The 11,323-nt window shown below is 61.4% G+C and carries 12 protein-coding genes; 6 read left to right on the top strand and 6 right to left on the bottom strand.

The annotated features are described in order from the left end of the window. The 4 genes from L972_RS13320 to hemC form a co-directional block, all read right to left on the bottom strand. Positions 1-879: heme biosynthesis HemY N-terminal domain-containing protein (locus L972_RS13320; protein ID WP_047438782.1), on the bottom strand; the 879-nt coding region annotated here is incomplete at its 3' end. A 10-nt stretch (positions 880-889) separates the two neighbouring features. Next, positions 890-1,939, bottom strand: coding sequence for a uroporphyrinogen-III C-methyltransferase (locus L972_RS13315; RefSeq protein ID WP_005336380.1), 1,050 nt, complete (start codon positions 1,937-1,939; stop codon positions 890-892). Further along, entirely contained in the window at positions 1,936-2,670 is a 735-nt protein-coding gene (locus L972_RS13310; protein ID WP_047438756.1) for a uroporphyrinogen-III synthase, read from the bottom strand. Before L972_RS13310 ends, L972_RS13315 begins: the two co-directional genes overlap by 4 nt. Next, positions 2,667-3,596 carry a hydroxymethylbilane synthase gene (hemC, locus tag L972_RS13305; RefSeq protein WP_136501663.1) on the bottom strand — a complete coding sequence of 310 codons (930 nt, stop codon included), beginning with the start codon at positions 3,594-3,596 and terminating at the stop codon, positions 2,667-2,669. Before hemC ends, L972_RS13310 begins: the two co-directional genes overlap by 4 nt. Positions 3,597-3,919: 323 nt before the next feature. Between hemC and L972_RS13300 the strand changes: the two genes are divergently transcribed. Then, positions 3,920-6,439 (top strand): class I adenylate cyclase, encoded by a 2,520-nt coding sequence (locus L972_RS13300; RefSeq protein WP_040068794.1) that lies wholly within the window; start codon positions 3,920-3,922, stop codon positions 6,437-6,439. 66 nt (positions 6,440-6,505) lie between these two features. Here L972_RS13300 and L972_RS13295 read toward each other — a convergent pair whose 3' ends face one another. Together L972_RS13295 and cyaY are read right to left on the bottom strand one after the other, a co-directional pair. Then, positions 6,506-7,159, bottom strand: coding sequence for an alpha/beta hydrolase (locus L972_RS13295; protein ID WP_047438754.1), 654 nt, complete (start codon positions 7,157-7,159; stop codon positions 6,506-6,508). Then, the gene (cyaY, locus tag L972_RS13290) at positions 7,156-7,470 is read right to left on the bottom strand and encodes an iron donor protein CyaY (RefSeq protein WP_047438752.1); all 315 of its coding nucleotides are present in this window, start codon (positions 7,468-7,470) and stop codon (positions 7,156-7,158) included. Before cyaY ends, L972_RS13295 begins: the two co-directional genes overlap by 4 nt. A gap of 73 nt (positions 7,471-7,543) precedes the next feature. On the opposite strand from cyaY, the gene lptM reads away from it, so the two are divergent. The 5 genes from lptM to L972_RS20960 all read left to right on the top strand — a co-directional run. After that, the gene (gene lptM, locus L972_RS20965) at positions 7,544-7,720 is read left to right on the top strand and encodes an LPS translocon maturation chaperone LptM (RefSeq protein WP_081990731.1); all 177 of its coding nucleotides are present in this window, start codon (positions 7,544-7,546) and stop codon (positions 7,718-7,720) included. A 32-nt stretch (positions 7,721-7,752) separates the two neighbouring features. After that, entirely contained in the window at positions 7,753-9,003 is a 1,251-nt protein-coding gene (lysA, locus tag L972_RS13285) for a diaminopimelate decarboxylase (RefSeq protein WP_047438750.1), read from the top strand. A gap of 54 nt (positions 9,004-9,057) precedes the next feature. Then, complete coding sequence (dapF, locus tag L972_RS13280) at positions 9,058-9,888, top strand: diaminopimelate epimerase (RefSeq protein ID WP_047438749.1); 831 nt, start codon at positions 9,058-9,060, stop codon at positions 9,886-9,888. 91 nt (positions 9,889-9,979) lie between these two features. Beyond that, positions 9,980-10,660, top strand: coding sequence for a DUF484 family protein (locus tag L972_RS13275; RefSeq protein ID WP_043821859.1), 681 nt, complete (start codon positions 9,980-9,982; stop codon positions 10,658-10,660). After that, positions 10,653-11,323 (top strand): tyrosine-type recombinase/integrase (locus L972_RS20960; protein ID WP_047438788.1); only part of this gene is annotated, 671 nt, incomplete at its 3' end. The genes L972_RS13275 and L972_RS20960, both read left to right, overlap by 8 nt.

Raw genomic sequence — 11,323 nt, 5'->3', positions numbered from 1 at the left:
CATCGGCTGTTTGCGCAGCGCTTCCTGCCACAGGGTGGCGGCTTCGCCGTCGGCACCCAGCTGGCGCAGCAGATCGCCGTAGCAGGCCAACAGTTCTGGCTCAAGGCGCAGCTTGCGCGGCAGATCCTGCCATACCGCCTTGAGGGTCTCGAGGCTGCCGGCAGCCTGTTGCAGACGACCACACCAGGCCTGTTGCAGCAGATCTTCTTCCTGTTTCGGGGTCAGCTTGCCCACCTTGTGCAGTGCCGGGATCAGGTCGCACAGGGCACTCCAGTCCTGACGGGCCAGATGCACCTGGCGCAGCTGATCCAGCACCATGGGGTGGCGCGGGTTGAGGGCGTAGACCGACTCCAGCATCGCCAGCGCGGTATCGTACTGGCCCTGCTCGATCTGCAGCTGGGTCTGGGTCAGGGTGAGCGCCAGCTCGGCCTTGGGATTCTCCTCCTGCGCTTTTTGCAGGTATTGATCCCGGCGGGCGTCGTCACCACGGGCCTGCGCCGCCTTGGCGGCGCTCAGGTAGTTGAGCAGTGGGGTGTCGCTGTTGCTGGCCCCCTTGATCATCAGCTTTTCCGCCTGACTGTAGTGCCCTTCGGCCATTGCCAGGGTGGCGGCGACGGTCTGTTGATTGGCCTTGCGGCGGCGGCGCGAGCCGTACCAGCCGAGGGTCTTGCGGCGCAGGCCGAATACCCGACCCAGCAGCCACTCGACGATCAGCAGGGCGCCGTAGAACAGCACGGCCAGGATCACCGCGCTGGTGACGGAAGATTCGATGGTGTAATTGCCAAGGGCAATCAGCACATAGCCCTTGTTACCGGAGGCTTGCGGGCCAAAGATCAGCCCTGCGACCATCACGGCAACCAGAATGATTATACGGATCATGGTGCCCTCCTCAGCTGCTGGCCAGAATGCGTTGCAGGCGTTCGGTCAGCACCTGCTCCAGCATCGCCTGGGTCTTGAACTGGGCCGGATAGTCGATCTGGATCTGCTCACCTTTGAGCTTGTCGATCTCGCCCTGCATGTAGCGGGTGGCGCTGTTGTCGGTATCGAAATACTGGGTCAGCCAGCGTTGGGCCTTGTCCAGGCTGTCTTCGTAGAGCGCCTGCTGCTCGCGATAGACGGAGAGCTGGGCCTGCAACAGCTTGGTTTTGAGGTTTTCACGCAGGAAGATCTCCTGTTGCGGCGAGAGCAGCGCCTCGACCGCGCCATCGCGGCGACGGATGGTGACGAAGTTCTCGGTGAACTTGACCCAGTTCTTCTTCAGGTTGCTCTCCCACTCGTCGGGATTGGTGCTGACCGCCTGATCCGGCTCGGCCTTGGCTTCCGGCATGCTGACGGTGGAGAGGGGCAGCAGCTCGATCTGGTCGGAGAGCGCCGCCAGCTTGAGGGTCAGCCCCTCGCGGTCGATGCGCGGCATCCCCTTGAGCTTGGCGATATCCTCGGCCAGCGCCTTGCGGATCGGCATCAAGCTGGGGTCGTTGAGGGCGGCGATACGCTCGTCGGCATTGCCGAGCAATGTGATGGCGGAGACGAGGTCATGCTCCAGCCACAGTTTGCGGCCCGCCATCCGTACCAGATACTCGGATTCGGCCAGCATCCAGTCGTTGGGACGTTTGTCGTTGAGATCCAGTACCCGGTTCTGCAGACCCTGCATCTCCCCCTGCAGCCGCTGCTGGGTTTGATCCAGCGCGGCCAGCTGCTCGGCATCCTTGCTGCTGGTCTGGTCGATCTTGCTCAGGGCGCTCGCCAGCTGTTGCTTGAGCTGGGCCAGTTCGGCCTGCTGGGCAACGGCATTCTTGTGACCGTGCAGATAGAGACCGCCGGTCAGGCCAAGGGCCAGCAGGATGGCAACCCCTCCCAGTACGGCACCGGAGCGGCTCTTGCTGCCATTGACCGCAGCGGTCGGCTGGGGTTTGACCTGGGATTCTTGTTGTTCTGTCATTCCATCTTCCTCAGTTCCAGTGCGGCCGTCAGGGCCTGGTTGGATGCACCTTGGGCAATCGTGATATGGATAAAGCCCGCGGAGTGGGCCATCTCGGCCACGCGCGGGCTGGGGACCACCAGCAGGCGGTCAAAAAGCCAGGGCTGCTGGCTGGTGGGAACCAGCTCCAGCAGGCGTTGCAACAGTTCACCACTGGTAATGAGCAGGCTGTCCAGCCCCGCTGCTTGCCATTGGTGGGTCAATCTGTCCCCGTCCAGCTCGGGGTAGTGGCGCTCATAGGCCGCACAATAGTGCACCAGAGCACCGCGTGAGGCCAGTGTGCTGGCGATGAGATCCCGCCCGCCATTGCCGCGCAGGATCAGTACCCGTTTGCCTGCTACCTGCTGCAGGGCGGGCAGGGCCAGCAGCCCTTCGCTACGCGGGTCATCCGGGCAACTTGCCGTGATGCCGATGGCTGCAAACGCATCTGCGCTGGCCTGACCCACCGCAAAGTACTCAATATGTGGCCAGGTCTGACCAGTTTGCAACAGAAAATCGTGTGCAAAATGAACGGCATGGATGCTGACGGCGATAACCACGTCGGCACTGCGCAGCAGGTCGGGCAGGAGAGGGAGTTCACTGCCCGCCACGGTTTCCAGCAGCGGGCAGCGGAGTGGTGCATGGCCGTGCTGGTGCAGCAACTGCACCAGCTCGGCGGCCTGAATGGCCGGACGCACCACCAGCGGGGTCATGCGCGGTAGACCTCGGCCAGGATCTCGTCGGCACCGGCGGCCAGCAGGCGCTGGGCCAGTTGCTCGCCGAGGGCCTCACCATCGGCCAGCGGGCCGCGGATCTCGTCACGGATTACCTGGCTGCCATCCGGGCTGCCCACCAGACCGCGCAGCCAGATCTGCTCGCCTTCGACCAGTGCGTAGGCACCGATAGGCACCTGACATCCCCCTTGCAGAGCGCGGTTCATGGCTCGCTCGGTCAACACCCGGGCGCGGGTCTCGGCGTGCTCCAGCGGCGCCAGCAGAGCGTGCAGCTCAGTATCGTCGAGGCGGCATTCGATGCCGACAGCCCCCTGACCGTTGGCCGGCAGGCTCTGCTCCGGCTCGATAAAGGCGGTGATGCGGTGCGCCATCTCCAGTCGTTTCAGACCTGCGGCGGCGAGGATGATGGCGTCGTACTCACCGGCATCCAGCTTGGCGAGGCGGGTGTTGACGTTGCCACGCAGGTCGCGGATCACCAGATCCGGGCGGGCGGCGCGCAGCTGGCACTGGCGGCGCAGGCTGGAGGTGCCGACCACGGCCCCTTGTGGCAGTTCGGCAATGGCCTTGAAACGGTTGGAAACGAAGGCGTCGCGGGGATCTTCCCGCTCGCAGATGGTGTGCAGACCGAGCCCCTCGGGGAACTCCACCGGCACGTCTTTCATGGAGTGAACGGCGATATCGGCCCGTCCTTCCAGCATGGCGGTCTCCAGCTCCTTGACGAACAATCCCTTGCCACCGACCTTGGCCAGCGGGGTATCGAGGATCTTGTCACCCTGAGTGCTCATGGGCACCAGTTCGACCTGCAACTGCGGGTGCAGGGCTTCGAGCCGGTCTTTGACAAAGTTGGCCTGCCACAGGGCCAGCGGGCTCTTGCGAGTGGCAATTTTCAGGGTTCGGGCTGCCATATCAATCAGTTGTTTCATTTTTAGAAAGAAATCGATATTACCACCCTTTGCCCGGGCTTTCATGGCGGAGCCGGCAAAAGCGGGGCCAAGCTCAAAAATGCATGCTGAAAATGATTTTCATTAAGCAAGAGGTGTTGATTAATTCATTGAATGTATTGGAATTTAATGATTTCCCCTGATACTTGATGTGGTCATACCAGAAATAATCTGGCGTTTAGCTGAAGGCTTGTTTACCACCGCTGTTTGCATTGTTAACATGATCACACTTTTTTGACGTATCCCCCTTTTGGTGCGTCATTTTCACTTAGGTGATAGGCAGGGCATTGCAGGAACACATCGATACGCTGGTTGCGCGTTATGACGACATTACCCGTCTCAAGACGCAACGGGCGTTAGGCCTCATGAGTCGCTATGGGCAGCAGGTATTCCAACTGCTGCCTGTCATGCTGCACTTCAATCATCCCCTGCTGCCCGGTTATGTCTCCGGTGATGTCCCTCATGGCATCTGGAGCTTCAGCGCCACCGCCGAGCAGCAAGCCTTTATCGATGACCTCTGCCGCAACGCCAACTGTCAGAGCGGTCTGGCAACCCATGATCGAGCCATTCAGGGGCTCTACTCCATGGGCAGCACCTCCTCCATCGGTCAATGCTGTCACTCCGATCTCGATATCTGGGTCTGCCACGTGGCCGGTTTGTCGCAGGAGCGGCTCGATCTGCTGGAGCTGAAATGCCAGCAACTCTCCAAGTGGGCCGAACAGCGCGGGGTCGATCTCAACTTCTTCCTGATCCCCGAAGACAAGTTCCGCCAGACCAACGATGCCCAGATGCAGGGGGAGAGCTGCGGCAGTGCCCAGCACTTGCTGCTGCTCGACGAGTTCTACCGCAGTGCCATGCGTATCGCGGGCAAACGCTTGATCTGGTATCTGGTGCCCACCGAATGTGATGATCACTACGATGAGTATGTGAACGAGCTGTTCGAGAGCGGCAAGCTCAAGCAGGACGACTGGCTCGATCTCGGCAGTTTTGACCGTATTCCGGCCGAAGAGTATTTCGGCTCCGCCCTGTGGCAGCTCTACAAGGGGATCGACTCCCCCTACAAGGCGGTGCTCAAGTCGGTGCTGATGGAAGCCTACTCCCACGAGTACCCCAATACTCGCCTGCTCTCGATGATTGGCCGCGACTGGTTCCAGCACAACGAGGGGATGCACTACCGGCTCGACAACTACTGTCTGATGCTGGACAAGGTGACCAACTACCTCAAGTCCATCGGCGACATGGCGCGGCTCGATCTGGTGCGCCGCTGCTTCTACCTCAAAGTGTGCGATGGCCTCAGCCATCCCAAGGATGATCACTCCCCCGAGTGGCGTCGCGAGCAGATGAGCCAGCTGGTCTCCTACTGGGGCTGGAGTCAGGACAAACTCTATCAACTCGATCATCGCCACGAGTGGAAGATCGAAGAGGTGAAGATCGCCCACGCCGAGCTGCTGGAAGCCCTGATGCAGAGCTACCGCAACCTGATCCAGTTCGCCCGCCGCAACAACATCAGCGAGTCGATCAACCCGGAAGATATCGGCATTTTGTCGCGAAAGCTCTACGCCGCGTTCGAGAGCCTGCCGGGCAAGGTGCAGCGGGTGAACCTCAAGATCGCGCCGGATCTGAGCGAGCCGGACCTCAGCTTCGTGCAGGTGCCCCACGGTCGCCTCAATCGCGCCGGCTGGTATCTCTACAAACATTCGCTGGAGCCGGTGGACATCATTGGCCGCGCGCCGCTGGAGTTCAACGGTTACATCAGCAAGCTGGTCTCCTGGGCCTACTTCAACGATCTGCTGACCCCCCAGTCGCGGGTGCACCTGTTTAATCAGGGCTCGGATCTGCACATCGACAATCTGCACCAGTTCTGCCGCGATCTCTCCGGCTGCTTCCCCGAGAAGTACCCGCTGGCCACCAACCTGGCCCTCAGTCGGCCGTGCGAGATCCGTCAGCTCTCCATCTTCCTCAATCTGGAGATGGACCCGACCAGCCATTGGGTCGGTCAGGTGATCGAATTTGACGCTAACACCGTGGATGTCTTCTCGTTTGGTCGCAATCAGGAGTGTCTGGTCGGCTCGGTGGATCTGGTCTATCGCAACTCCTGGAGCGAGATCCGTACCCTGCACTTCCAGGGGGATGAAGCTGTGGTCGATGCCCTCACCACCATCCTCGGCAAGATGCATCAGGATGCCGCCGCCCCCGAGATGATCGAGGTGTTCTGCTACAGCCAGCACTTCCGTTCTCTGGTGCGCTCCCGTTTCCAGACGCTGGTGGCGGAGTGTATCGATCTGCGCCTTGCCCGCGACAAGCAGCAGTTGGTCAAGACCATGGCCCTTGGCCGCGAGAAGTACGGCATCTTCTTCGAGCGGCGCGGGGTGTCGGTGAAGAAGCTGGAAAACGCCATCGATTTTTACCGTCACATCTCCCACAACAAGCTGGATCACCTGCCGCTGCGGCTCGACAAGACCCACAGCCAGCATCTGCCGAGCATCGTCGATGCCTACGCCAGCGAAGGGTTGGTGCAGTTCTTCTTCGATACCCGGGATGCGGGCACCAACATCTATATCCTCGATGAGGCGAACCGGGTGGAGATCTACCAGCACTTTGCCGGAAACAAGGATGAGCTGGTGGCGGGGGTCAACCGCTTCTACACCTCCAATCACGAGCGGTTCAGCGATGATGGGCAGTTCATCAACTTCAACCTGCCGCAGTACTACGAGATAGTACAAGTGAATGGTGAGCTGGATGTGATCCCCTATCGCAGTCAGGGCACTCTGCGCGAACAGGTGCCGCCCGCTCGAGAAGTGGGCTGACCCGTCAGTTGGTATCGCCATAAAAAACGGCCTGCAGATGCAGGTCGTTTGCTTTGCCGGAAGGGCTCACGCGCCGAGGCGGGCCAGCAGCCAGCTGCGAATGTCACCGAGCTGCGGACGGCAGATCTCGTGGCGCATCGGGTACTCGTGCCACTCGGGGGCGAGCCCGGCAGCTTCAAGCCGGTTCTTGGCATCCCAACCGAGCGACAGGCTCACCACATCGTCATAGATGCCGTGCATGTAGCAGATGGGCAGGGTGCGAGCAGCCTCGCTCATCTCGCCGAGCAATTTGTCGGGGGCCGCTAGATAAGTGGACATGCAGAGCAGGCCAGCCAGCGTTGCCTGATAGCGCAGCGCGGTGAAGGAGGCAATTACCCCGCCCTGAGAGAAGCCCGCCAGCACGATATGCTCGGGGGCAAACCCGTCGGCCAACAGCTGGTCGAGCAATGCGGCAATCTGGTCGGCCGAGTCACGGACATGGGACTCCACGGCCCGCTCGGCGGGATCCTCGAAGCTCTTGATATCGTACCAGCCGCGCATCTTGTAGCCCATGTTGATGGTGATGGGGCGCTCGGGGGCATCCGGCAACAGGTGACGCACCGGTAGCTCGGCGGGCAGATCCAGCGCATCCACCAGCGGGGCGAGACCGGCGCCGGAATCACCCAGCCCGTGTAGCCAGATCACCGCATGACGGGCGCCCTGCGGGTGCAGGTCGATCATGGGAACACCACATCTTCGCCCGCCTGGGCGGTGCAGGATTGGCTCAGCAGCGCCTTGAGTTCGTGGCCGAAGCGGTTGTCGATCCAGGTGTCACCCTGCAGTTCGAAGTGGAAGCCGTTCTCGCGGGTGGCGACCCAAATCTGGTGCAGTGGCTCCTGCTTGTTGATGATGACCTTGGTCTTGTTCTCGAAAGAGAGGGTCAATACGCCGCCGCTGCGTTCGCAGTCGATATCCGGATACCCCTCGTCGAGCGTGTCTTCCACATATTGGAAAAAGGCGTCGGTCAGGGCGTGATACTCGTGATCCTTCATCGGTTTATCCTGTTGCTTTTAACAATGTGAGTGCGATTATAGAGGGCCAAAAATTTTTTCGCAGCGAACCATTATGATCACCCAGTTCACCAAGTGTCTGCTTGCCACTCTTCTGTCCCTCGGGTTGGCCGCGTGCGGTCTGAAGGGGCCGCTCTATATGCCGCCCCCCGAGCAGCCACAGAGCCAGAGTACACCGCAAGCAGTACCGCCTGCGACCTCCGAGGCTGCCACCGAGGCCGCGCCGCACTAATGCCGCACCCATTCTAGGAAGGAACCGCCCCCTTGGATCACTTTAACTACGATGCCGACGGCCAGCTTCAGGCCGAGCAAACCTCGCTGCAACAGCTTGCCGAGCAGTACGGTACCCCGCTTTATGTCTACTCCCGTGCGACCCTCGAGCGCCACTGGCACGCCTTTGACAAGGCCGCGGGCGATATTCCCCATCTGATCTGCTATGCGGTGAAGGCCAACTCCAATCTGGCGCTGCTCAACCTGCTGGCCCGACTGGGCTCGGGGTTTGACATCGTCTCCGGTGGCGAGCTGTCGCGGGTACTGGCGGCGGGCGGTGATCCGGCCAAGGTGGTCTTCTCCGGTGTAGCAAAGAGCGAAGCGGAGATGCGCCTGGCGCTGGATAAAGAGATCCTCTGCTTCAATCTGGAGTCGGAAGCCGAGCTGGAGCGCCTCAATCGGGTGGCGGGCAGCATGGGCAAGAAGGCTCGCGTCTCGGTGCGGGTCAATCCGGATATCGATGCCGGTACTCACCCCTATATCTCCACTGGCCTCAAGCAGAACAAGTTCGGCATTCCCATCGAGCTGGCGCCAGCCATCTATCACAAGGCGGCCGCGATGGCGAACATCGAGATCGTCGGGGTCGATTGCCATATAGGCTCGCAACTCACTGAATTGAATCCCTTTATGGAAGCGGCTGACAAGCTGCTGCGGCTGATCGACGGTCTGGCTGCAGAAGGGATTCATATCCATCATCTGGATGTGGGTGGTGGCCTTGGGGTCAACTACGGTTCCGAGCAGCCACCCCATCCGACCGAGTATGCCGAAGCGCTCAAGCAGAAGCTGGCGGGCCGGGATCTGACCCTGCTGTTCGAGCCGGGCCGTGCCATCGTCGCCAATGCCGGCGTGCTGCTGACCCGGGTCGAGTACCTCAAGCCGGGCGAGACCCGCAACTTCGCGCTGATCGATGCCGGCATGAACGACATGCTGCGCCCCTCGCTCTACGGCGCCTGGATGAACATCATCGAAGTGGATAGTCGTGCCGGCCATGCTCCCGCGATCTATGACGTGGTGGGCCCGGTGTGCGAGACCGGCGACTTCCTCGGCAAGGAGCGCACCCTGGCCATTGCCGAGGGCTCCCTGCTGGCAGTGCGTTCGGCCGGAGCCTACGGCTTTACCATGTCATCCAACTACAACACCCGTCCGCGCGCAGCCGAAGTGCTGGTGGATGGTGCCGAGGCGCACCTGATTCGCGAGCGTGAGCAGTTGGCCGATCTCTGGCGCGGTGAGCACCTGCTGCCCTGATGCAGTAGATAGAGATGACAGAATTTTACAGCCCTAACAGCACAGGAATGCACGATGTTGATAGATTTTTCCAAGATGCATGGCTTGGGCAACGACTTCATGGTGGTGGATGGCGTCACCCAGAAGGTATTTTTCAGCAATGACGTCATCAAGAAGCTGGCAGATCGCCACTTCGGGATCGGCTTTGACCAGCTGCTGCTGGTGGAGCCGCCCTATGACCCTGAACTCGACTTTCACTATCGCATTTTCAATGCCGATGGCAGCGAAGTGGAGCAGTGTGGCAATGGTGCCCGCTGTTTTGCCCGTTTCGTGCGTCTCAAGGGGCTGATCAACCGGGATCGCGTCGCGGTCAGTACCGCCCGGGGTCGCATCGTGTTGCAGCTGGAGGGGGAGAATCAGGTCACGGTCAACATGGGGGTTCCCCAGTTTGAGCCGGGCAAGATCCCGTTCCGGGCCCAGAAGGCAGAGAAAACCTATCTGTTGCGGGCGCAGGAGCATACCGTGATGTGTGGCGTGGTCTCCATGGGCAATCCCCACTGCGTCATCGAGGTGCCTTCGGTCGCCGATGCACCGGTCGAGACGCTCGGTGCCATCATGGAGCGCCACGAGCGTTTCCCTGAGCGGGTCAACGTTGGATTCATGGAGATGGTCAATGCCACCGAGATCAAGCTGCGTGTATTCGAGCGGGGCTGTGGCGAGACCCTGGCCTGCGGCACCGGTGCCTGTGCGGCGGCGGTGATTGGCATCAGTCAGGGCAAGCTCAAGGAGCGGGTCACCGTCAGTCTGCCGGGCGGCAAGCTGACCATCGCCTGGAAGGGGCCGGGCCAGCCGGTCTATATGACAGGTCCCGCCGAGCATGTGTTTGACGGCCAGATAGAGGTTTAGCCGATAAAGGTTCAGGTACGGGGGGCGTTGGCCCCCTTTGCCCATGATGTCGGGGCAGCGAGCCCCATTTCTCTGATGGATCAACCAATTTATGAGCGAACTCAAACGGCAGGAGCAATCGGTGGATGAAGCCACTGTGCTGGAGTACCTGGCCCGTTATCCCGAGTTTTTCCAACGCCATGCCGCCGTGCTGGACCGGATCCGCATTCCCCATGAACGCAAAGGGTCGGTCTCGCTGGTCGAGCGCCAGCTGGAGCGTCAGCGCGAGCGGATCGAACAGCTGGAGCAGGAGATCACCGAATTGATGGGGATCGCCAGCGAGAACGAACGGATCTTCCGGGTCTATGCCGATCTCTACGGCGAGCTGTACGGTTGCCAGACCCTGTTCGAAGTGAGTGCCGTGATGGGCAAGGCCTTTGTCCAGCGGCTGCGCCTGACCGGGTTGCGACTCTGGCTCAACCCCAAGAAGTTTACCCTGAGCGGGCCCGAGCAGCGCTTTCTGGCACAGGGCAAGCAGCTCGAATCCCTGCTGGGTCAGCGTCTGCCGGGGCAGGATTACTACTTTGGCCGCCTGAGCCAGAGCGAGAAGCAGGCGCTGTTTGGCCACGATGTGCTGGTCAACTCGGTGGCCCTGATGCGGCTCGGCGATCTCGGCGTGCTGGCCTTCGCCAGCTCGGATCCCGGCCACTTTACTCCCCACAACGACACCCTGCTGCTGGGCCAACTGGGGCGCCTGCTGCAACTGCGTCTGCCCGAGTTGACTCATGGCTAGAACACCGGCCAGGGCGCCCGCCAAAGCTCCCGTCGTCGCACCGCCACTGCCTGCGGCACTGGCGGACGAGCTGGCGGCCTTTATCGAATACCTGAGGGTCGAGCGTCAGCTCAGCCCTCATACCCGCAATAACTATCAAGCCCATCTGGAGGCGATGACCGCCGAGCTGGTGGCCCTCGGGCTCGCTGACTGGGGTCGGCTCGAGGCGAGTCAGGTGCGCACTCTGGTGACCCGGATGCACAAGGCGGGCCTTGCTCCTCGTTCCCTTTCCACCAAGGTCTCGGCCCTGCGCAGCTTTTGCGACTGGCAGGTGCGGCAGGGGCGGCTGACCGCCAATCCGGCCCGTGGCATCGTCACCCCCAAACAGGGGCGGCCGCTGCCGAAAAACCTCGATGTGGACGAGATGCACCAGCTGCTCAACATCACCGACGAGCAGGATCCGCTGGCGGTGCGGGATCGCGCCATCATGGAGCTGATGTACTCCTCAGGGCTTCGTCTGGCCGAGCTGGTGGGGATCAATCTGGTGGATCTGAAGCTCGACGACCGCCAGCTCAAGGTGACCGGCAAGGGCTCGCGGGAGCGGGTGCTGCCCATCGGCCGGATGGCGGTCGAGTGGCTGCAGAAGTGGCTCAAGGTGCGCCCGCAGCTGGCCGGGGATGAGAG

The organism is Aeromonas sp. ZOR0001, assembly GCF_000801015.1.
Classification (GTDB): domain Bacteria; phylum Pseudomonadota; class Gammaproteobacteria; order Enterobacterales; family Aeromonadaceae; genus Aeromonas; species Aeromonas veronii.
This window is presented reverse-complemented; position numbering and strand designations above follow the sequence as displayed.

Coding starts and splice junctions, on each gene's coding strand:
- L972_RS13315 (WP_005336380.1), bottom strand. CDS start 1,939: ATGACAGAACAACAAGAATCCCAGGTCAAACCCCAGCCGACCGCTGCG.
- L972_RS13310 (WP_047438756.1), bottom strand. CDS start 2,670: ATGACCCCGCTGGTGGTGCGTCCGGCCATTCAGGCCGCCGAGCTGGTG.
- hemC (WP_136501663.1), bottom strand. CDS start 3,596: ATGGCAGCCCGAACCCTGAAAATTGCCACTCGCAAGAGCCCGCTGGCC.
- L972_RS13295 (WP_047438754.1), bottom strand. CDS start 7,159: ATGATCGACCTGCACCCGCAGGGCGCCCGTCATGCGGTGATCTGGCTA.
- cyaY (WP_047438752.1), bottom strand. CDS start 7,470: ATGAAGGATCACGAGTATCACGCCCTGACCGACGCCTTTTTCCAATAT.
- lptM (WP_081990731.1), top strand. CDS start 7,544: ATGATCACCCAGTTCACCAAGTGTCTGCTTGCCACTCTTCTGTCCCTC.
- dapF (WP_047438749.1), top strand. CDS start 9,058: ATGTTGATAGATTTTTCCAAGATGCATGGCTTGGGCAACGACTTCATG.
- L972_RS13275 (WP_043821859.1), top strand. CDS start 9,980: ATGAGCGAACTCAAACGGCAGGAGCAATCGGTGGATGAAGCCACTGTG.